16 protein-coding genes are annotated in these 21,807 nt (G+C 73.6%); 10 read left to right on the top strand and 6 right to left on the bottom strand.

What is annotated here, in order from left to right; all coding sequences use genetic code 11:
* Positions 1-61 precede the first annotated feature (61 nt).
* The 3 genes from secD (at position 62) to AC0VX2_RS06280 (ending at position 5,320) form a co-directional block, all read left to right on the top strand.
* Positions 62-1,867 (top strand): protein translocase subunit SecD, encoded by a 1,806-nt coding sequence (gene secD, locus AC0VX2_RS06290; RefSeq protein ID WP_136939971.1) that lies wholly within the window; start codon positions 62-64, stop codon positions 1,865-1,867.
* The gene (gene secF / locus AC0VX2_RS06285) at positions 1,864-2,904 is read left to right on the top strand and encodes a protein translocase subunit SecF (RefSeq protein WP_036317952.1); all 1,041 of its coding nucleotides are present in this window, start codon (positions 1,864-1,866) and stop codon (positions 2,902-2,904) included. The genes secD and secF overlap by 4 nt, the downstream gene beginning before the upstream one ends.
* 136 nt (positions 2,905-3,040) lie before the next feature.
* Positions 3,041-5,320, top strand: coding sequence for a RelA/SpoT family protein (locus AC0VX2_RS06280; protein WP_136939972.1), 2,280 nt, complete (start codon positions 3,041-3,043; stop codon positions 5,318-5,320).
* 11 nt (positions 5,321-5,331) lie between these two features.
* Here AC0VX2_RS06280 and AC0VX2_RS06275 read toward each other — a convergent pair whose 3' ends face one another.
* A complete protein-coding gene (locus tag AC0VX2_RS06275) occupies positions 5,332-5,949 on the bottom strand; it encodes a hypothetical protein (protein WP_036380977.1) in 618 nt (205 codons plus the stop codon).
* Positions 5,950-6,034: 85 nt separating this feature from the next.
* Positions 6,035-7,573: a DUF349 domain-containing protein gene (locus AC0VX2_RS06270; RefSeq protein WP_036380974.1), complete on the bottom strand. Its 1,539-nt coding sequence runs from the start codon at positions 7,571-7,573 to the stop codon at positions 6,035-6,037.
* A 174-nt stretch (positions 7,574-7,747) separates the two neighbouring features.
* Between AC0VX2_RS06270 and hisS the strand changes: the two genes are divergently transcribed.
* Positions 7,748-9,124, top strand: a complete 1,377-nt coding sequence (hisS, locus tag AC0VX2_RS06265; protein ID WP_036313678.1) for a histidine--tRNA ligase — start codon at positions 7,748-7,750, stop codon at positions 9,122-9,124.
* A 60-nt stretch (positions 9,125-9,184) separates the two neighbouring features.
* Here hisS and AC0VX2_RS06260 read toward each other — a convergent pair whose 3' ends face one another.
* Positions 9,185-10,486: an APC family permease gene (locus AC0VX2_RS06260; protein WP_136939974.1), complete on the bottom strand. Its 1,302-nt coding sequence runs from the start codon at positions 10,484-10,486 to the stop codon at positions 9,185-9,187.
* Positions 10,487-10,631: 145 nt separating this feature from the next.
* Here AC0VX2_RS06260 and aspS point away from each other — a divergent pair, with 145 nt between their 5' ends.
* Complete coding sequence (gene aspS / locus AC0VX2_RS06255; protein WP_136939975.1) at positions 10,632-12,446, top strand: aspartate--tRNA ligase; 1,815 nt, start codon at positions 10,632-10,634, stop codon at positions 12,444-12,446.
* Between the two features lie 23 nt (positions 12,447-12,469).
* Here the strand turns inward: aspS and dtd are convergent, their stop codons facing one another.
* The 3 genes from dtd to AC0VX2_RS06240 form a co-directional block, all read right to left on the bottom strand.
* A complete protein-coding gene (gene dtd / locus AC0VX2_RS06250) occupies positions 12,470-12,922 on the bottom strand; it encodes a D-aminoacyl-tRNA deacylase (protein ID WP_036313682.1) in 453 nt (150 codons plus the stop codon).
* A gap of 44 nt (positions 12,923-12,966) precedes the next feature.
* Complete coding sequence (locus AC0VX2_RS06245) at positions 12,967-14,706, bottom strand: choice-of-anchor I family protein (protein WP_020621557.1); 1,740 nt, start codon at positions 14,704-14,706, stop codon at positions 12,967-12,969.
* Positions 14,707-14,845: 139 nt separating this feature from the next.
* Positions 14,846-15,436 carry a DUF1697 domain-containing protein gene (locus tag AC0VX2_RS06240; RefSeq protein WP_020621558.1) on the bottom strand — a complete coding sequence of 197 codons (591 nt, stop codon included), beginning with the start codon at positions 15,434-15,436 and terminating at the stop codon, positions 14,846-14,848.
* A 52-nt stretch (positions 15,437-15,488) separates the two neighbouring features.
* Between AC0VX2_RS06240 and AC0VX2_RS06235 the strand changes: the two genes are divergently transcribed.
* The 5 genes from AC0VX2_RS06235 to alaS all read left to right on the top strand — a co-directional run bounded on the left by AC0VX2_RS06235 (position 15,489) and on the right by alaS (position 21,802).
* Positions 15,489-16,886 (top strand): replication-associated recombination protein A, encoded by a 1,398-nt coding sequence (locus AC0VX2_RS06235; protein ID WP_251393407.1) that lies wholly within the window; start codon positions 15,489-15,491, stop codon positions 16,884-16,886.
* Positions 16,887-17,058: 172 nt separating this feature from the next.
* Positions 17,059-17,622, top strand: coding sequence for a general stress protein (locus AC0VX2_RS06230; RefSeq protein WP_020621560.1), 564 nt, complete (start codon positions 17,059-17,061; stop codon positions 17,620-17,622).
* A 284-nt stretch (positions 17,623-17,906) separates the two neighbouring features.
* A complete protein-coding gene (rpsD, locus tag AC0VX2_RS06225; protein ID WP_036313685.1) occupies positions 17,907-18,533 on the top strand; it encodes a 30S ribosomal protein S4 in 627 nt (208 codons plus the stop codon).
* Positions 18,534-18,704: 171 nt separating this feature from the next.
* Positions 18,705-19,094: a hypothetical protein gene (locus AC0VX2_RS06220; RefSeq protein ID WP_020621562.1), complete on the top strand. Its 390-nt coding sequence runs from the start codon at positions 18,705-18,707 to the stop codon at positions 19,092-19,094.
* Positions 19,091-21,802, top strand: a complete 2,712-nt coding sequence (gene alaS / locus AC0VX2_RS06215) for an alanine--tRNA ligase (RefSeq protein ID WP_036313688.1) — start codon at positions 19,091-19,093, stop codon at positions 21,800-21,802. Before AC0VX2_RS06220 ends, alaS begins: the two co-directional genes overlap by 4 nt.
* The last annotated feature ends 5 nt before the right edge of the window (positions 21,803-21,807 follow it).

Below are 21,807 nucleotides of genomic sequence, written 5' to 3'. Positions count from 1 at the left end.
ACCCCTGCACACGCGGCCCCGCCTGGCGGGGCCGCTCGAATGTGACGGAAGCACCTGAGCAATGGCGAAGAGAACACCCACCGGCTCCGCCGGGCGCACCCTGGCCTGGCTGGCCGCCCTCCTCGTGGTCCTGGCCGCGATCCTCGGCGGGGGCGTGGCCTCCGGCGCGGCCTCCTGGGCTCCCAAGCTCGCCCTCGACCTCGAGGGCGGCACGCAGATGGTGCTGGCCCCCGAGACCTCGACGGGCGAGTCCGTCACCCCCGAGCAGCTGGACCAGGCCGTGGAGATCATCCGCCAGCGTGTGGACGGCTCCGGCGTGGCCGAGGCGGAGGTCGCCACGCAGGGCTCCCAGAACGTGGTCGTCTCCCTGCCCGGGGTCCCGGACGAGGAGACCCGCCGGCTGATCCAGGCGTCCGCGGACATGCAGTTCCGCCCCGTGCTGCAGTCCGGCTCGGGGGAGGCCACGCCCGAGGACCAGCGCCTGCCCGAAGACCAGCTGCCGAAGCCCGACGGCGAGCCGGCCGACGCCTACGACCCGAACTGGGTCACCCCGGCCCTGCTGGCCGAGTTCCAGGCCACGGACTGCACCGCCCCGCGGGACCCGGCCGCGCCCCCGCCGCCGTCCGACCGGGCGATCGTCGCCTGCCAGCCCTCCGAGGAGCTCGCCGACGGCGCCGTCACGTCCGCCCAGAAGTACATCCTGGGCCCCGTGGTCATCCCGGGCACCCAGATCAAGGGCGCGTCCAACGGCATGGCCCAGGCCCAGAGCGGCGTCTCCACCAACCAGTGGGTCGTCAACATCGAGTTCGACGAGGAGGGCACCAAGGCCTTCACGGAGGTCACCCAGAAGCTCACCCCGTACCCCGAGGGCGACCCGCGCAAGCAGTTCGCGATCCTGCTGGACGGGGACGTGATCTCCGCGCCGCAGTCCAACGTGGTCATCACCAACGGCAGCGCGCAGATCAGCGGCCCCACCCTGAACGAGCAGACGACGGCGCAGTTGGCCGAGCAGCTCAACTACGGCTCCCTGCCGATCTCCTTCTCGATCGAGTCCGAGCAGCAGATCTCCGCCACGCTCGGCCGGGACCAGCTCTTCTGGGGCCTGATCGCCGGCCTGATCGGCCTCGGCCTCGTGGCCGTGTACCAGTTCTTCCAGTATCGGGCCCTGGGCCTGCTGACCTTCGCCTCGATCATCGTGGCGGGCGTGCTGACGTGGCTGACCATCGCGATCCTGGGCTGGACGGACAACTACCGCCTGTCCCTCGCGGGCATCGCCGGGCTCATCGTGGCGATCGGTCTGACGGCGGACTCGTTCATCGTCTACTTCGAACGCATCAAGGACGAGCTGCGCGCGGGCCACACCGTGCCCGTCGCCGTGCACGAGGGCTGGAAGCGCGCCCGGCGGACGATCACCGCGTCCAAGGCCGTGAACCTGCTGGCCGCCGTCGTGCTGTACTTCGTGGCCGTCGGCAACGTGCGCGGCTTCGCGTTCACCCTCGGCCTCACCGCGATCGCCGACCTGATCGTGGTGTTCATGTTCACCCACCCGCTCATGGTGCTGTTGGCCCAGACCCGCTTCGTGGGCGAGGGACACCCGATGTCCGGACTGGACCCGTCGCTGTTGGGCGGGCCGTCCCTGTACCAGGGCGCCGGGCGCTTCCGCGAGCCCGCCACTGCCCCCCGCACCGGGCTCCCGGCGGAGGCCTCCGACGAGCCGGCCGCCGACGCCCCGCGCCCGCTCGCCGCGACGGGCGCCCCCCGCGCGGGCTCGTCCGCCCGGGGCGGCCGCCGCTCGCGCACCGCGCCGCCCATGACGATCGCCGAGCGACGCCGCGCCGAGCGCCGCCGCCAGGAGGAGGACCAGTGAACCGCTTCGCCGACTGGGGCAACGCCCTCTACTCGGGCCGCATCTCCTACCCGTTCATCCAGCGCTGGCGGCGGTGGTTCGCCCTCGCCGCCCTGCTGCTCGTCCTCGCCGGCGGCCTGACCGCCCTCCGCGGTGGCTTCAACCTCGGCATCGAGTTCCGGGGCGGCTCCGAGTTCACCGTCTCGCAGACGGCCTCCACCGACGTGGCCGCGGGCGAGCGCGCCGTGACCGACGTGCTGGCCGACGGCCACGCCACCGTCACGAACGTCGCCCCGGGCACCGTGCGCGTCCAGACCGAGCAGCTCGACGACGCCCAGACCCGAGCCGTGGCCGCGAACCTGCAGGAGGCCTACGGCGTCGGCCAGGACCAGGTGACCTCGACCTTCGTGGGGCCGACCTGGGGCGCCGCGGTGTCGCAGCAGGCCCTGATCGGCCTGGTGATCTTCGTGGTGCTCGTGACCCTGTTCATGGCCGTGTACTTCCGCACCTGGAAGATGTCCCTGGCCGCCGTGCTCGGCATGCTCTACGTGGTCGCGCTGACCGCCGGCATCTACGGCGCCACCGGCTTCGAGATCACGCCGTCGGCCATCATCGGCTTCCTCACGATCCTGTCGTACGCGCTCTACGACACCGTGGTGGTCTTCGACAAGATCCGCGAGAACACGATCGGGGCCGAGGAGGACCCGGAGCGCTCCTTCGTCGAGAACGTGAACCTCGCGGTGAACCAGACGCTCGTCCGGTCCATCACGACCTCCGTCGTCGGCATCCTGCCGGTCGGCTCGATCCTGTTCATCGGCGCGGGGCTGCTCGGTGCCGGCACGCTGCGGGACATCGCGCTCGCGCTGTTCGTGGGCATCATCGTGGGCACCCTGTCCACCCTGTTCCTCCAGGCGCCGCTGTACGCCCTGCTGCGCCGCAACGACCCGGACGTGCGCGACCACGACGCCCGGGCCGCGGCCCGCGCCGCCCGGGAGCGTGCCTCAGAGGCGGTCACCGATCCCGACGTCGCCCCCTGGGACGACGGCGCGCGACTCTGACGGAGCCGCTGCGGCCCCGGTGCACCTGCCACCGGGCCCGGCGGTCTTTCTGGGGCGGGGCGGGACGGGCGCGGGTAGACTCGCCGATCATCCCGGCCGGAGCGGTCGGGGCCGCACGAGTCAGGAGGCGTGGCCCATGAGCGAGCAGGACCCCACTCCCGTCCCGGTCCGGCCCCGCGGCCGGATCGCACGCCTGACCGGCCGGCACGCCACCGAGTACTCGCCCCTGCTCGAGCCGCTGATGCGCACGGTGCGGCAGCGAGCCACCAAGACCGAGCTGGCCGACATCGTCCGCGCCTTCGAGGTCGCCCGCGCGGCACACGAGGGGCAGATGCGGCGCTCCGGGGACCCGTACATCACCCACCCCGTCGCGGTCGCCACGATCCTCGCCGAGATCGGCGTGACCGGCCCGACCCTCCTGGCGGCCCTGCTGCACGACACCGTCGAGGACACGGACTACTCCCTGGAGCGCCTGCGCGCCGACTTCGGCTCCGACGTCGCCCTCCTCGTGGACGGCGTGACCAAGCTGGACAAGGTGACCTACGGCGCCGCGGCGCAGGCCGAGACCGTGCGCAAGATGGTCATCGCGATGGCCCAGGACGTGAACGTCCTGCTCATCAAGCTCGCCGACCGGCTGCACAACGCGCGGACGTGGCGGTACGTCTCCCCGGAGTCCAGCGCCCGCAAGGCCCAGGAGACCTTGGACATCTACGCCCCGCTGGCCCACCGGCTCGGCATGAACACCGTCAAGTGGGAGCTCGAGGACCTCTCCTTCGCCGCCCTCAAGCCCAAGATGTACGCGGAGATCGTGCGCCTCGTGGGGGAGCGCAACCCGGAGCGGGAGAAGCACATCGCGGCGCTGCGCACCGTGATCGAGGAGCACCTGCGCGAGCACCGGATCCGGGCGACCGTCACCGGACGGCCGAAGCACTACTACTCGATCTACCAGAAGATGGTGACGCGCGGGAAGGACTTCGACGACATCCACGACCTCACGGGCATCCGGGTGCTCGTGGACTCCGTGCGTGACTGCTACGCCGTGCTCGGCGTCATCCACGCGCGCTGGAACCCGGTCCCGGGCCGGTTCAAGGACTACATCGCGGTCCCGAAGCTCAACATGTACCGCTCCCTGCACACCACGGTGATGGTGCCGGGCGGCAAGCCGGTGGAGATCCAGATCCGCACGCAGGAGATGCACCGCCAGGCCGAGTACGGCGTCGCCGCGCACTGGCGGTACAAGGCCCAGGTCGCCGGCCAGGCGCCGGTGCAGGCCACGCCGGCCTGGCTGCGCTCGGTGATGGACTGGCAGGCGGACACCCGGGACCCGGACGAGTTCCTCGCCTCGCTGCGCACCCAGATCGGGGCGGACGAGGTGTACGTCTTCACGCCGAAGGGGGAGATCCGCACCCTGCCGGCCGGCTCCACGCCCGTGGACTTCGCCTACGCCATCCACACCGACGTCGGCCACCGCACCATCGGCGCCCGGGTCAACGACAAGCTCGTCCCGCTGTCCACGCCGCTCAGCCACGGCGACACCGTGGAGGTCTTCACCTCGCGCGCCGAGGACGCGGGGCCGAGCCGGGATTGGCTGGGCTTCGTGGTCTCGCCGCGGGCCCGGTCCAAGATCCGTCACCACTTCGCCACGCAGCGCCGCGACGAGCAGGCCGACCGGGGACGCGAGTCGCTGACCCGTCAGCTGCGCAAGGCCGGCATGGCCGTGCAGCAGGTGCTCGGCGGCGAGGAGCTGGTGCAGGTGGCCACGGATCTCGGCTACGCGGACCTCGACGGGCTGTTCGTGGCCCTCGGCGACGGCCACGTGTCCGCCCAGTCCGTGCAGGAACGCGTCGCGGAGCGCCTCGCTCCGCCGACGCCGACGCAGGCCGAGCCGGAGGGCGAGCTGACCGTCGGCGAGGTGGACCTGCAGGAGCTGGTCCCGGCCCAGTCGCGGCGCGCCCCCGCGCGGGCCACCAACGACGCCGGCGTGCTCGTGGACGGCGACGGCGGCGTCATGGCCAAGCTGGCACGGTGCTGCAACCCGGTGCCGCCGGACGCCATCGACGGGTTCGTCACCCGCGGCTCCGGGGTCTCCGTGCACCGGGTCGACTGTCCCAACCTGGCGACCCTGCTCGCGCAGGAGCCGGAGCGCCGCACCCCGGTCAGCTGGGCGCCGTCGCGGGACACCGTCTACCTGGTGGAGATCCAGATCGAGGCGCTGGACCGCAAGTCGCTGCTCTCCGACGTCACCCGGGTCCTCTCCGAGAACCACGTGAACATCCTCTCGGCCTCCGTGAACACCACCCGCGACCGCGTGGCGATGAGCCGGTTCGTCTTCGAGATGGGCGACCCCCGGTTCCTCGGCCACGTGATCGACGCGGTGCGCCGCATCGACGGCGTCTTCGACGTGCACCGCACCTGAGCCTCCCGGCCTCAGTCGGGGACGTCCAGCGCCGCCAGCAGCGCGCCCAGCCGGCGCCGGGCCGCCACGACGCCGGCACGGCGGGTCCGGCGGGCCAGCCGCTCCCGCAGCCCGGCGGCGCCGTGGGCGCCGATCACGGCGGCCGCGCGCCGCGCCGCATCCGGGTCGGCGCTGAGCAGCAGGTCTTCGACTGTCCGGGCGGGCGTCGTGACCCGCACGGGGCCGAAGCGGAGCACGTCGTGCTCGGCGGGGGCGACGCCCGTGGCATCGGCCGCGACGTCCGACTGCGTGAGCGTCCAGGGCAGCAGGCCCCCGCCGGCGGGGCGCCGGTGGAAGTGCGGCACGGCCGCGTGCAGCCGCCCGGGCGCCGCGCCGCCGGCCAGGATCCAGGCCGCCGACGGGCCGATCGCGGTCCAGCCGGCGGCCAGGAGCGGGCCGCCGAGGGTCCACAGGGCAGCGGCCCGGACCGCGGGATCGTCCGCGGCGTCCGGCCGCGCCCACACCCCGGGCAGCAGCGGCCGCACGGCGCCCCGCGCGCCGAGCGCCTGCAGCTCCGGCTCCGTGAAGGGGTCGCCCGCCAGCACGAGTGCCCCGGTCGGGGCGGTCTCCTCGATCGTCACGGTCGTCATGCCCGGATCCTGCCAGAGACGGGGACGCCCCCGCGGCCGCCTGTGGACAGGCGGGCCGCGGGGGCGTGCTCGAGACGGGTGGGGCTCAGCGGAGCTCGGAGGCCGAGGCCTCGAGGGCCTGCTTCCACTGCAGGCGCGCGTCGAGCGCCTCCTGGGCCTTCTTGACGGCGCGCTGGTCGCCCCGGGCCTGGGCCCGGGCGAGATCCGCCTCGAGCCCCGCGATGGTCTCCTCGAGCTGCGTGAGGGCGGAGTTCGTGCGGGCCTTGGTCTCCGGGTCGGTGCGGCGCCAGTGCTCGTTCTCCGCCTGCTTGAGGGCGTCCTCGAGCTTGCGGAAGCCCTCCTCCATCCGGCGGACGTCCCCGCGGGGCACGCGGCCGGCATCCTCCCACCGCCCGCGCAGCTCGTTGAGCGCGCGCCGTCCGGCCTTGACGTCCGTGAAGGGGAGCAGCTTCTGGCCGTCGGCGAGGATCTGCTCCTTCACCTTCAGGTTGGCCCCGTACTCGCGGTCGATCTCCTGGTTCGCGGCCTTGCGGGCGGCGAAGAAGACGTCCTGGGCGGCGCGGAAGCGGGCCCAGAGGGCGTCGTCCTCCTTGCGGGAGGCCCGGGGGGCGCGCTTCCACTCGTCCATCAGGTCGCGGTACTTGCCGGCGGTCACGCCCCAGTCGGTGGACGTGGACAGCTCCTCGGCGCGGGCGATGAGGCGCTCCTTGACCTGCTTGGCCTCGGCCGAGGCGGCGTCCAGCCGGGAGAAGTGGGCGCGGCGGGTCTTGTCGAACGTGGTGCGGGCGCCGCGGAAGCGCTTCCACAGGTCGTCCTCGACCGACTTGGCCAGACGCGGACCGGCCTTCTGGGCGGCCTTCCACTGCTCGAACAGCTCCGTCATGCGCTTGGACGCGGTCTTCCAGGGCATCCGCTCGGCCGGGGTCTGGGCGAAGGTCTCGGCCTCGGCGACGATGGCCTCGCGGGTGGCCAGCTGCTCGGCCTGGGCGGCCTGCCGGGCCTCCTGTTCCGCGGCGCGGTAGTCGCCCAGGAGGGTCTCCAGGGCCGCCAGGCGGGTGCGGAGGGCGTCCATGTCGCCGACCATGTGGCGCTCGTTCACCGCGGTCGTCATCTGACCCAGCGCGCGGCCCAGCTCACCCGAGGGGGCGCCGGCGGCGATGCGCTGCTCGAACAGGGCCATCTGGGCGCGCACGTCGTCGTACTTGCGCACGAAGTACGCCAGCGCGTCCTCGGTGCTCGCGTCCGGCACCTGGCCGACCGCGTGCTCCTCCTGCCCGTCCAGCAGCGTGACGTGGCCGTCCTCGCTCACCCGGGCGAACCTGGCGGCCTCCTCCACCGGGGTGGGCGGCACGGTCGGGGCCACGACGGGGGCCGGGGCGACGGACGCGGCGGCGGGCGTCGCGGGGCGCACGGCGGCCGGGCTGGCCTTCTTCATCGCGGCCGGGGAGGGCACGGCGGGCGTCTCGGCGGGCTGGGAGGAATCACCGTGCGCCGGGGCGTCGGGGACGATCTCGGGGACGGGCCGGGCCTCGGCGGGCACGGTCGTATCGGCGGCCTCGGCCGACGCGGGGGTGGACTCGGTGGCGGGGGACTGCTGGTCGTCGGGCTGCATGTGATTGGTCACCGCTGGAACTCTCCCTGACTGCGCCGGCACGCAGTCGTCGAGGGATGCGGCCGGTCGGGATGGACACGAACAGGGCCAGCGTACCGGGCCGGACAGCGCCCGCGCCTAGAATGGGCCGGTGCGCCGGCGGGGGACCGTCGCGCGTCCCCGCCGTCGTCGTCTCGAAGGATCGCCATGTCCCGCAAGGCCTCCCTGTCCGGTTTCCACGAGTGGCTGCCCGCCGAGCGGCTCGTGGAGCAGCACGTGCTCGACACGCTGCGGCGGACCTTCGAGCTGCACGGGTTCGCCGGCATCGAGACCCGTGCCGTGGAGACCCTGGGCCAGCTGCTGCGCAAGGGCGAGGTGGACAAGGAGGTCTACGCGGTCTCGCGCCTGGCCGAGGACGAGGAGGTCGCCGCGGGCCTGCGCGATCCCAAGGACCCGGCCGACCCCAAGCGCCTGGCCCTGCACTTCGACCTCACCGTGCCGTTCGCCCGCTACGTCGTGGAGAACGCCGGCCACCTCGCCTTCCCCTTCCGTCGCTACCAGATGCAGAAGGTCTGGCGCGGGGAGCGCCCTCAGGAGGGCCGCGCCCGCGAGTTCACCCAGGCGGACATCGACGTCGTCGGCGACGGCGCCCTCTCGCCCCGGTACGACGCCGACGTCGCACTGGTGATGGCCGAGGCGCTCGGCGCCCTGCCGATCGGCGACTTCCTCATCCGCGTGAACAACCGCAAGCTCGCCGAGGGCTTCTACCGGGGCATCGGCCTGGAGGACACCGCCGGCGTGCTGCGCAGCATCGACAAGCTGGAGAAGGTCGGCCCGGAGGAGGTCGCGCGGCTGCTCCAGGAGGAGGTCGGCGCGAGCCCCGAGCAGGCTGCGCAGGCGCTGGCCCTGGCGGACATCCGCACGTCGGACACCTCGTTCGTCGAGCGGGTCCGCGCCCTGGGGGTGACCCACGAGCTGCTCGAGGAGGGGCTGACCGAGCTGGCCGACGTCGTCGCCACCCTGCACCGCCGCGCCCCCGGGCGCGCCGTGGCGGACCTGTCCATCGCGCGCGGCCTGGACTACTACACGGGCACCGTCTACGAGACCGTCCTGGTGGGCCACGAGCAGCTCGGCTCGATCTGCTCGGGCGGCCGCTACGACGCGCTCGCGTCCAAGGGGAACCGCGTGTTCCCCGGTGTCGGACTGTCCATCGGCGTGACGCGGCTGGTGATGCGCATGCTGTCCCAGCAGATGGCCGTGGCCTCCCGCTCCGTGCCGACCGCGGTGTACGTGGCGCTGACGGCGGACGAGGACTGGTCCGAGGCCCAGGACGTCGCGGCCCTGCTGCGGGAGCGCGGCATCCCCGCGGAGGTCGCGGTGTCCGCGGAGAAGTTCGGCAAGCAGATCAAGTATGCGGACCGCCGCGGCATCCCGTTCGTCTGGTTCATGGGTCGGGACGACGCCGGCGCGCGGGTCCACGAGGTGAAGGACATCCGCTCCGGCGAGCAGCACGCCGCGGACCCGGCCGACTGGACCCCGCCGGCCGAGGACCTGCTGCCGCAGGTCGCCCGCGCGCAGGACTGAGCGGACGCGGCCGCTATGCCGGCCCCGGTGTGCGGCGGCGGTGGGTGTCTGCGCGTCGGGTCACCGGCCCCGGCGCCCGGCCCGCACGAACGCGCGCCCGCCCACCCCGATCAGGAACACGCCCGCCATCGCGGCCACGGACATCGGCGGCAGGCTGAGGGCGAGCAGCAGGCACAGGGCCAGGCCCAGGACGTTGACGGCGCGGGGCACGCGCAGCGGGCGCAGCGGGCGCGGCCGGGCCGGGCGGCGGCCGTCGTCGTCCCCGCGCAGGGTCAGGGCGGACAGGTTCGCCACCGCGTAGTAGACGAGCACGCCGAACGAGCTGAAGCCCACCACGGTGAGGATGTCCGTGGTGAGCAGGAGCAGGATCACGGCCGCGGCCAACGTCAGCTGAGCCGTCCACGGCGTGCCGGTCCCCGCATGGACCCGTGCCAGGGGGCGGGGCAGGTCGGACTCGCGGGCCATGGCCAGGGCGGTGCGGGAGATGCCCGTCAGCAGGTTGAGCATGGCCCCGGCCGCGGCGAGGGCGGCGCCGGCCACCGCCACCCAGCCCCAGCCGGAGCCCAGGGCGGTCTCGAGCAGGTCGCGCACGGGCGCCGGGGACCGGGCCAGCCCGGAGGTCCCGAGGCCCGAGATCAGCGCCGTGGCGAGCAGCAAGTACAGCGCCACGGTCACGGCGAGGGCGATCAGGATGGCGCGCGGGATCGTGCGTGCGGGGTCGATGACCTCCTCACCCATGGTGGCCACGCGCGCGTAGCCGGCGAACGCGAAGAACAGGACGCCCGCGCCCATGAGCACGCCCTGCACGGGGGAGTCGACGCCGAGCGCCGCGGCCGAGCCCCCGGGGGCCTCGCGCGCCAGGCCTGCGCCGATGGCCAACACGAGCACGGCGAGCACGGGCACGAGGATCGCCAACGTCGCCTGCGCGGTCCGCGTCACGCCCGCCATCGCCACCCCGGTGAGCACGACGACGGCGGCCACGCCCGTCCACCGGGCCGCGGCGGCGTCGTCGGGGAAGAGGTACAGGCCGAGGGTGGCCGCCATCGCGGCCACCGACGCGGTCTTGCCCGTGACGAAGCCCCAGCCGGCGACGAAGCCGGCCCACGGGTGCAGCTGCCGCCGGCCGTAGACGTAGGCGCCGCCGGACTCGGGGTGGACGGTGGCCAGCTGCGCCGTGGACAGGGCGTTGCACAGGGCCGCGACGGCCGCGACCGCCAGGGCCCCGTACAGCAGGCCGGGGTGGCCGCCGGTGAGCGCGGCCGCCAGGCCGATCGCGGTGAACACGCCCGCGCCGATCATCGAGCCGAGGCCGATCGCGACGGCGTGGAGCAGGGTCAGGCGGCGCTGCAGGGCGGCGGTCATGACGGGGTCCTCCTGGGCTGGGGCAGTGTGGACGGGGCACTAGACTGACGGGAACGGCGCGCGCCCGCCCCGCAGGCGTATCACACGGCGTCGACCATCACATGAACCCCGCACATCGTCCGGCGACCGGACGGAGAGGATCCTCGTGCTGCGCACCCACTCCCTCGGCGAGCTCAACGCCTCGCTCATCGGCCAGACCGTCACCGTCACCGGCTGGGTGGCGCGGCGGCGAGACCACGGCGGCGTGGCCTTCGTGGACCTGCGCGACGCCTCGGGCTTCGCCCAGGTCGTGGTGCGGGACGAGGCGGACTTCGACCCGCTGCGCAACGAGTGGGTCCTGCAGGTCACCGGCACGGTCGAGCGCCGCCCCGAGGGCAATGAGAACCCGAACCTGCCCTCCGGTGAGATCGAGCTGATCGCGGAGACCGTGACGGTGCTCAACACCGCCGCCGCGCTGCCGTTCCAGGTGGACGAGCACGTGGAGGTCGGCGAGGAGGCCCGGCTGCGCCACCGCTACCTGGACCTGCGCCGCCCGCAGCCCTCGCGCATCATGCGCCTGCGCTCCGAGGTCAACCGGACGGCGCGCGAGCTGCTGCACGGCGAGGGCTTCGTGGAGGTCGAGACCCCGACACTCACGCGCTCGACGCCGGAGGGCGCCCGCGACTTCCTCGTCCCGGCCCGCCTGGCTCCCGGCTCCTGGTACGCCCTGCCGCAGTCACCGCAGCTGTTCAAGCAGCTGCTGCAGGTGGGCGGGATCGAGAAGTACTACCAGATCGCCCGCTGCTACCGCGACGAGGACTTCCGCGCGGACCGCCAGCCCGAGTTCACCCAGCTGGACATCGAGGCCTCCTTCGTGGAGCAGGACGACGTGATCGCCCTCGGCGAGAAGATCGTCAAGGCCCTGTGGGCCCTCGTCGGTGTGGACGTCCCGACGCCGATCCGCCGCATGACCTACGCCGAGGCGATGGAGAAGTACGGCTCGGACAAGCCGGACCTGCGCTTCGGCCTCGAGCTGACGGACCTGACCGAATACTTCAAGGACACCCCGTTCCGCGTGTTCCAGAACGAGTACGTGGGCGCCGTCGTGATGCCGGGCGGCGCCTCCCAGGCCCGCCGCACCCTCGACGCGTGGCAGGAGTGGGCCAAGCAGCGCGGCGCCAAGGGCCTGGCCTACGTGCTCATCCAGGAGGACGGCGAACTGACCGGCCCGGTGTCCAAGAACATCTCCGAGGAGGAGAAGGCCGGGCTGGCCGCCGCCGTGGGCGCGAACCCGGGCGACTGCGTGTTCTTCGCCGCCGGGAAGCCGAAGGAGTCCCGCGCGCTGCTGGGTGCGGCCCGCGTGGAGATCGGCCGTCGCTGCGGGCTGTTCACCGATGCCGGTGACGGCGTGGCCGCGAAGGACGCCGACTGGGCGTTCGTGTGGGTCGTGGACGCGCCGATGTTCGAGCCGGCGGCCGACGCCGTGGCCTCGGGCGACGTCGCCGTGGGTGCGGGCGCCTGGACCGCCGTGCACCACGCGTTCACCTCGCCCAAGCCGGAGTTCGCGGACACCTTCGACACCGACCCGGGCGCGGCCCTGGCGTATGCGTACGACATCGTGTGCAACGGCAACGAGATCGGCGGCGGTTCCATCCGCATCCACCGTCGGGACGTGCAGGAGCGCGTGTTCGAGGTCATGGGCTTGTCCCCGGAGGAGGCGAACGAGAAGTTCGGCTTCCTGCTCGAGGGCTTCAAGTACGGCGCCCCGCCGCACGGCGGCATCGCGTTCGGCTGGGACCGCGTGGTCGCCCTGCTGGCCGGCACCGACTCGATCCGCGAGGTCATCGCGTTCCCGAAGACCGGCGGCGGCTTCGACCCGCTGACGGCCGCACCGGCGCCCATCACCGCCCAGCAGCGCAAGGAGGCCGGCGTCGACGCGCAGCCGGAGCCGAAGCAGGCCGAGGCCGAGCCGGAGGCCTGATCCGGGTCCGCGGCGGGCCCGCCTCAGCCGCGCCGCGGACCGGCCAGCTCGTCCGAGTCCACGATCAGCGTGAACGGCCCGGAGTTGGTGAGGGAGACGTCCATCTTCGCGCCGAACACCCCGCGCTCCACGCGCACGCCGGCGGCCTCGAGCTCGGCCGTGAACCGCTCGTAGAGCGGCTCGGCCTGGTTGCCCTTCGCCGCGCGCGTCCAGGACGGCCGCCGGCCCTTCCGCACGTCGCCGTACAGCGTGAACTGGCTGACGACGAGCGCCGGGGCACCGGCGTCGGTGAGGGACCGCTCGCCGTCGAGCATGCGGAGCCCGGCCACCTTGCGGGCCACCTGGACGGCCTCGGCCTCCGTGTCCGTGACTGACACTCCGAGCAGGATCACCAGCCCCTCGCCCTCGAAGGAGCCGACCACCTCGCCATCCACGACGACGGAAGCGGAACGGGCGCGTTGCAGAACGGCTCTCATGCAGCCATTCTGCAACGCGCCCGGAACCGGTCCGCGTCAGCGGATCACTGACGACGGGTCGGATCCACCTCGTACACGGTGGTCGAGCCGGAGACCTCGTTGGCGACGATCAGCAGGGCGGTGCCGGAGGGGGACTCGTCGGCCGGCACGAAGGTCAGGCCCTCGGCGCCCATGTCACCCAGGCCGGCCGCGGCGTCGTCGCCCGCGGCATCCCAGTCACGGTCGTTGACGTAGTCCACGTAGGTGGCGTTCCGCGGGTCGGTGATGTCGAAGACCATCACGCCGCCGATGCGCTCGAGGCCCACGAACGCGTAGGTGCGGCCCTGGATCGTGCCCACCACCACGGACTCGGGCTCGGGGCCCTTGTCATCCGAACGGGAGTCCCCGGACGGGGTCTCGTCGTTGTTCGCGTTGAACGCGTGCTCCGGCAGCTCGCCGGCGGCCACGAGCCGGGCGATCTGCTCTTCGATCATGCCGGCGGAGTCGAACAGGCGGGTGCCGTCCGCGGTGTAGATGGAGAAGGACCGGCCGCCCAGTGTGGTCAGGGAGGAGTGGCACTCGCGCTCAGAGTCGTAGCCGAGGTCGGTGAGCACCTTCAGGCGGCCCAGGGCATCCTTCTTCTGCAGGGCCTTGGCCCCCGGGAACTCGGCGGCGCACAGGTCCAGGTCGCTGACGCGCTCGGAGTCGTTGAAGTCGCCCCACTCCCGCCCGTCACCCTCGTTGGCGGTGACGACCAGGTTCTGACCGCGCCAGCGGTACGTGTCGATGCCGTCGGGCATGGGCAGGCCGTCGACCGGCCAGTGGCCCAGCTCGATGCCGCCGTCCTTGTCCGAGGCGTCCAGCATGCCCTCGGTGGACCAGTCGGTGGGCGTCAGCGCCCAGAGGTCCTCCAGCGTGGCGGACTTCAGGTCCACGACGGCGACGGCGTTGGCCTCCTGCACGGACACGTAGGCGGTGCGTCCGGGCGGGTCGATGGTGACGTACTCCGGCTCGAGGTTGCGGGCCACCCGACCGGCGGGCTCGTGACCGGCGGGCACGGCCACATCGGGGCCGGAGACGCGCACGCCGGCGGGCAGGGCGGTGCCGGCGTCGTAGGCGCGGAAGTCCACGGTGCGCACCGCGTCTTGGGTCAGGCGGGAGAACTGCTGGGCGTTCTTCGGCACGGAGACCACGGAGATCGTGCCCTCCGGGTCGACGGAGAAGTCGTCGGCCGGTTCGCCCTCGTTGGCGACCACCACGTACGCCCCGTTCGGGGAGAAGGCCAGCGAGTCCGGCAGGGCGCCCACCCGCACGCCGCCGAGGTAGCGCAGGGTGGTGGTGTCGAAGAACACGACCCAGCCGTGGTCGGTCTTCTCGGCGGCCTCCACGGCGACGGCCATCACGCCGCCGGAGACGGCCACGGAGTTCACCGTGGCGCCCTTGTCCGTGACGGAGCCGTCCGCGGTGCGCAGGCCCTCGGCGGAGAGGGTCCGCTCGGCCACGGGGGCGGCGTCGGCGCCCAGGCGCATGACGTCGACGGCGCCGCGCTGCGCGTTCACCACGAACAGGCGGCCGGAGACCGCGTCGAAGGCCGGGATCTCGGCGGCGGACTCGCCGAACACGCCGGTCTCGTGGGTGCCGGCGCGGGTGAGCTCGATGCTCTTGCCGGACGGGTTGGCGGCGATGGCGGCGCGCTGGGCCGTGGCCGAGTGCGGGGCGGGCGCGCTGAGGGAGGCCGGGGCGAGGAAGGCCGTGGACAGGGCCGCGGCGGTGACGGCCGTGGCGAGGCGTGCGAGGCGAGGCATGGATGCTCCAGTCAGGGCAGGGAGGCGGAGGACGGGGTCACCCCATCGCACGGATGTGAACGGACCGTGACGTCCCGGCCAGCGCGCGGTGTCCCGCGGGTGTCGACGCCCCGGACGCCCCGCGTGCCGTCCGCCGAGGTCAGTCCTCGCTCGGCAGCCCCGCGAGCACCCGCACCGTCGTGAGGTTCCGGGCCGTGCCGCGCACCCCGAGCGCCCGGTCGAGGCGAGCCGGGGTGAGCGGGGAGTCGGCGACCCCCGCGGCGCAGCGCATCCACAGCAGCCGTCCCTCCAGGGCCGTGCGATCCGGCCCCGCGGGTCGGCCATCCCCGTGGTCGAGCGCGGCCAGGGCGGCGGCCGCCTCGGGTGCGGGGTCGTCCTCGAGCACGGTGAGCTGGGTGCGTTTCGGCTCGCCGCCGGCCCAGGGGAGCGCGTCGTGCAGCTCCAGGGCGCGCCGGAGCGTGCCCACGTCCACGAGGACCACGGGGACGTCGAGGCCGCCCTCCTCACGCGCCCGCCGCGCGAACCCCTGCCGCACGCCCTCGGCGGCCGCGTCGGAGGACGCCCGGAACAGGACGTTGCCGCTGGCCAGGTGGGTCGTGACCGCCTCCCCGCCGGCGGCCCGGGCCCAGCGGATCAGCGTGTCCTTCCCGACACGGTTGCTCCGGCCCACGTTGATCCCGCGCAGCAGCAGGACATGGGTGTGGTCGGCGCGCGGGGCGGCGGGGCTCATGCGGCCAGGATGCCACCCACGCGCCCGCGGGCCGAGGACTACCCTGGACCCGATGGACGACCTCTTCAGCGCCGCGCACACCGGGGCCGACGACGACGGCCCGGCCGGCACCGTGGCCGCCCCGCACCCCGGCGCACCGCTGGCCGTGCGCATGCGCCCGCGCACGCTGGATGACGTGCTGGGCCAGCGGCACCTCATGCGGCCGGGCTCCCCGCTGCGCAAGCTCGCCGAGCCCGATCCGGACTCCGCCGCGGGACCGAGCTCGGTCATCCTCTACGGGCCTCCGGGCATCGGCAAGACGACGCTGGCCCACGTGATCGCCCGCGCCCCCGGGCGCACGTTCACGGAGCTGTCCGCGATCACGGCCGGTGTGAAGGACGTGCGGCAGGTGATGGAGCAGGCCCAGCGCGAACGGGACCTCTACGGGCGCACCACCGTCCTGTTCCTCGATGAGATCCACCGCTTCTCCAAGGCGCAGCAGGACGCGCTGCTGCCGGGCGTCGAGAACCGCTGGGTCGTGCTGGTGGCCGCGACCACGGAGAACCCGTCCTTCTCCGTGATCGCACCCCTGCTCTCCCGGTCGCTGCTGCTCACGCTGCGTCCCCTCACGGACGACGACATCGTCGGGCTGCTGGACCGTGCCGTGACCCAGGAGCGCGGGCTCAACGGCGCCGTGGTGCTCCAGGACGACGCGCGGGACTACCTGGTGCGGATGGCCGGCGGCGACGCGAGGCGGGCGCTCACGGTGCTGGAGGCCGCGGCCGGCGTCGCCCTGGACAAGGCGCGCGAGGCCGGCCGGGCGGGGGAGGGCGCCGTCGCGGTCACGGAGGAGGACGCCGCGCAGGCGATGGACCACCACGTCCAGCGCTACGACAAGGACGGCGACCAGCACTACGACGTGATCAGTGCCTTCATCAAGTCCATCCGCGGCTCGGACGTGGACGCGTCGATGCACTACCTCGCCCGGATGCTGGAGGCGGGGGAGGACCCCCGGTTCATCGCCCGGCGGCTGATCATCTCCGCGTCCGAGGACGTGGGCATGGCCGACCCGACCGCGCTGCAGACCGCCGTGGCCGCCGCCCAGGCCGTGCAGCTGATCGGCATGCCGGAGGGACGCATCATCCTGGCGCAGGCCGTGACGCATCTGGCCACCGCGCCGAAGTCCAACGCGAGCTACACCGCCGTGAACGAGGCGATCGCGGACGTGCGGGCCGGCCACACGGGCGCGGTGCCGGCGCACCTGCGGGACGCGCACTACCCCGGCGCGGCGGCCCTCGGCCACGGCCAGGGCTACGTCTACAGCCACGACGAGCCGCACGCCGTCGCCCGTCAGCAGTACGCGCCGGACCCCCTGGTCGGGAGGGACTATTACCGGCCCAAGCCCATCGGACACGAGAAGCGGCTCACCGAGCAGGTGGTCGCGCTGCGCCGGATCATCCGCGGCGACTGAGCGCGCGCCGGGCCCGAGGGCGGAGGCCTCGGGCGGCCGCGCGGAATAAAGACGCCCGGATCACCGGTTGTCCAGGGATGAGCGGGGCGGTCGACGTCGGCCCGCCGACTCCTCGCCCGCTCGCGCCCCCATGCACCACCGACGCACAGAAGGAACAGAAGGAGCCGCCCCCATGACCCAGTCCACTCCGCAGCAGTCCACCCCCCAGCACACCGCCGCGCAGCAGCCGGCCCCGTACGGCCGCCCCGGCGCCGGCGGCCCCGCCCTCCCGCAGGCCGACTACCGCATCCTGCGCTCCGTCCCGGCCTACGCCGAGGCCCAGGCCCTCGTGGACCAGCTCTCCGACGCCGGGTTCCCCGTGGAGCGCGTGCGCATCGTGGGCACCGGGCTGCGCTCCGTGGAGCAGGTCCTGGGCCGGATGACCACCGGCAAGGCCGCCGTCCGCGGCGGGCTGCAGGGCCTGTGGTTCGGCCTCCTGCTCGGCCTGCTCTTCTCGATCTTCGCCCCCGGCTTCGGGTTCCTCTGGATCCTGCTGATCTCCCTGGGCCTGGGCGCCCTGTGGGGGGCGGTCTTCGGGGCGATCGGCCACGCGGCCACCGGCGGCAGGCGCGACTTCACGTCCCTGCAGACCATGGAGGCCGAGTCGTACGACGTGCTGGTCGAGGCCTCCCACCTGGACCAGGCCGGTCAGCTCCTCGGCGCGGACCCCGGCACCGCGGCCACGCCGCGCGCCTGAGCCCCGGCCCGCCCCGTCGTCGTCGCTCTGGTAAGGTGGACCGGTCTGGCAGGCGCTGCGCCCCGGACGCATCCCCCTCGCTCGGATCCCCGCGGACGCCCGCGTGCCCGGGCGAGGGACGCGCAGCGCATCAGTGGATGACGGGCGGCGGCACGCCCCTCAGCTCTCCTCAGGATCGCGGGGAGGCCAGGTTCGAGGCCCCTTGACCCGTGCGCCCCGGCGCCCGGACGAGACCTCGAGACAAACCCGAACCGTGCCGCACGTCAAGGAAAGGCAGGTCCACCATGAGTGGCAACCTTCGCACCCGCCGCACCGTGCGGCACTCCCGCGCCCTGGGCATCGCGCTGACCCCCAAGGCCGAGAAGTACATGGAGCGTCGTCCGTACGGCCCCGGCCAGCACGGCCGTGCCCGCCGCAAGCAGGACTCGGACTACGCGGTGCGCCTCAAGGAGAAGCAGCGTCTGCGCGCCCAGTACAACATCCGCGAGGCCCAGATGCGCCGCTACTTCGAGGAGGCCAAGCGCACCGCCGGCCTGACCGGTGAGAACCTGGTCGAGCTCCTCGAGCAGCGCCTCGACGCCCTCGTGCTGCGTGCCGGCTTCGCCCGCACCATCCAGCAGGCCCGTCAGCTCGTCGTGCACCGCCACATCATGGTGGACGGCAAGCGCGTGGACGTCCCCTCGTTCCGCGTGAAGGAGGGCCAGATGATCCACGTGCACGAGCGCTCGGAGAAGATGGTCCCCTTCCAGCTGGCCGCCGCCGGCGCCCACCAGCAGGTCCTGCCCGCCACCCCGGGCTACCTGACCGTGGAGATCGACAAGCTGCGCGCCACCCTCACCCGTCGCCCGAAGCGCTCCGAGGTCCCCGTGACCTGCGAGGAGCAGCTCGTGGTCGAGTACTACGCGCGCTGATCCGCCGCGGCCGGGTCCGTCCCGGACGACGGCGCCCCGCGCGTCCCGCAGGCCCGGTCACCTCTCGGAGGTGACCGGGCCTGCGGCGTCCCCCGGGCCCGCCGCCGGGGATCGGCGCCGCGCCCGGTAAGGTGGGGCCGGAATCCCTGCCGTCCGAAGGAGGCCCCCGCCATGCTCCGCTCGCTGCTGCTCGTCGGCGCCGGCGCCGCATCCGGCTGGTTCGCACACCGCGCCCTCGGCGACCGTGCCCACCCGGCCACCGACGCGACCGACGCGCCGACGTCTGACCCTGGCTCCGCGGGGGGGCGCGCGGGGTTCTCCGCCCGCCTGGACCCGGAGCGTCTGGCCCGCCAGGCCGGTGAGGCCGCCGCCGACGCCGCGGCGGCCGCCCTGCAGGACGGTGCCCGGCGCCTGGCCGAGCGCGTCCGCGCCGAGGCCCCCTGGGCCGCGCCCTACCTGCCCCACACGGGGCCGATCATCTCCGGGGAGACCGTGGAGCCGCCGTCGCACGGCGCCGCCCGCCCCCAGACCACCACCACGCAGAAGGACACCCCCGCATGAAGTCCCAGGAGATCGCCCGCCGCTGGACCGCCTTCTTTGAGTCCAGGGGGCACCGCGTGGTGCCGTCGGCGTCGCTCGTCTCGCCGGATCCGTCGCTGCTGTTCACGGTGGCCGGCATGGTCCCGTTCATCCCGTACTTCCTGGGGGAGCAGACCCCGCCGAGCCCGCGCGTCGTCTCGGTGCAGAAGTGCATCCGCACCGCGGACATCGAGGAGGTCGGCAAGACCGTCCGCCACGGCACCTTCTTCCAGATGTGCGGCAACTTCTCCTTCGGCGACTACTTCAAGGAGACGGCCATCCCGATGGCCTGGGAGCTGCTGACGTCCTCGGTCGAGGACGGCGGCTTCGGCCTGGACCCCGAGCGCCTCTGGGTCACCGTGTACCGCGAGGACGACGAGGCCGAGCGCATCTGGCGCGAGGACGTGGGCGTCCGTCCCGAGCGCATCCAGCGCATGGGCAAGGACGACAACTACTGGAACACCGGCCAGCCCGGCCCGGGCGGCCCCTGCTCGGAGATCTTCTACGACCGCGGCCCCGCGTACGGCGTCGACGGCGGCCCGGCCGCGGACGACACCCGCTACATCGAGATCTGGAACCTCGTGTTCATGCAGTACCGCCTCTCCGCGGTGCGCTCGAAGGACGACTTCGACATCGCCGGCGAGCTCGAGCACAAGAACATCGACACCGGTCTCGGCCTCGAGCGGCTCGCCATGATCCTCCAGGGTGTGGAGAACATGTACGAGACGGACCAGGTCCGCCCCGTGCTCGACCGCGCCGCGCAGCTGGCCGGCCGCTCCTACACCTCCACCGAGGACCCGGCCGACCCGCACTACGACGACGACGTCCGCCTGCGCATGGTGGCCGACCACGTGCGCTCGGCCCTGATGCTGATCAGCGACGGCGTGCGTCCCGGCAACGAGGGCCGCGGCTACGTGCTGCGCCGCCTCATCCGCCGCGTCGTCCGCGCCCTGCGCCTGATGGGCGTCACCGAGCCCGTGTTCCCCGAGCTGCTGCCGGTCTCCCGGGACGCGATGAAGGGCACCTACCCGGTGGTCGCGGACGAGTTCGAGCGCATCTCCCGGATCGCCTACGCCGAGGAGAAGGCGTTCCTGCGGACCATCGCCGCGGGCACGGCCCGCCTCGACGCCGCGGTGGGCCAGGCCCGCTCGGCGGGCGGCGGCATCGCGGGCCCGGACGCGTTCGAGCTGCACGACACCTACGGCTTCCCGATCGAGCTGACGCTCGAGATCGCGGAGGAGGCCGGCGTCGCCGTGGACGAGGCCGGGTTCCGCGCCCTCATGGCCGAGCAGCGCGACCGCGCCCGCGCGGACGCCAAGGCCAAGAAGTCCGGTCACACGGACACGGCCGTGTACCAGCGCCTGCGCGCCGAGGGCCAGACCCACTTCACCGGCTACACCGAGCACACCACCGAGTCCGTGGTGCGCGGCCTGCTGCAGAACGGCGAGGAGGTCGCGTCCGCGGGCGCCGGCACGGAGCTCGAGCTCGTCCTGGACGCCACGCCGTTCTACGCGGAGTCCGGCGGCCAGGCCGCGGACACCGGCCTGATCACCGGCGACGGCTTCCGCCTCGAGGTGCTCGACGTGCAGGCCCCCGTGAAGGGGCTGTCCGTGCACCGGGTCAAGGTCCTCGACGGGGAGGTCGCCGCCGGCGCGCAGGCCCTCGGCGCGATCGACCTGCAGCGCCGCCTCGACGGCGAGAAGGCCCACTCCGGCACCCACCTGGTGCACGCCGCGCTGCACCAGGTCCTCGGCCCCGAGGCCACGCAGTCCGGCTCCTTCAACAAGGAGGGCTACCTGCGCTTCGACTTCCGCTGGGCCGAGGCGCTCTCGGCCGGGGCCCGCTCCGAGGTCGAGGACGTGGTGAACATCGCCATCCGCGACGACCACGCCGTGCTCACCCAGGAGATGAGCCTCGAGGAGGCGCGCGCACTTGGTGCGATGAGCCTGTTCGGCGAGAAGTACGGCGACCGGGTGCGCGTCGTGGAGATCGACGGTGCCTGGTCCCGCGAGCTGTGCGGCGGCACCCACGTGGGCCGCACCGCGCAGATCGGCTCGCTGACCCTGCTCGGCGAGCAGTCCGTGGGCTCGGGCAACCGCCGCGTCGAGGCGCTCGTCGGCCTGGACTCGTTCCGCCACCTCGCCGCGGAGCGCACCCTCGTCTCCGAGCTCTCGGAGATGTTCAAGGCCCCGGCCGAGGAGCTCAAGGACCGCATCGGCGCCACCCTGGACCGGCTCAAGGCGGCCGAGAAGCAGGTCGCGGAGCTGCGGGCCCAGGCGCTGCAGGCCCAGGCCGGCCAGCTCGCCGGGCAGGCCCAGGACGTCACGACGTCCGCCGGGACGTCGGTGCGGGTGCTGGCGCACCACGTCGGCGACGTGGCCGGGGACCAGCTGCGTTCCCTCGTGCTGGACCTGCGCGCCCGGATCGAGTCGGCCGGCGGCAACGCGGCGGGCACGCCTGTGCTCGTGGCCCTCACGGCCGAGGCCAAGGGCCGGCCCCTCGTGGTCGTGGCGACCAACGAGGCCGCCCGCGCGGCCGGCCTCAAGGCGGGCGCCATGGTCAAGACCGCCACCGGCGTGCTCGGCGGCGGGGGCGGAGGCAAGGACGACGTCGCCCAGGGCGGCGGCCAGGACGTCACGCGCGTCGAGGACGCGCTCGAGGCCGTCGTCGCCGCGGTGCGCGCGGCCTGAGGCGG

The organism is Micrococcus sp. iso_239 (assembly GCF_056173395.1).
Note: the sequence above shows the minus strand (reverse complement) of the source record. Positions and strands in the feature narration are given on the sequence as shown.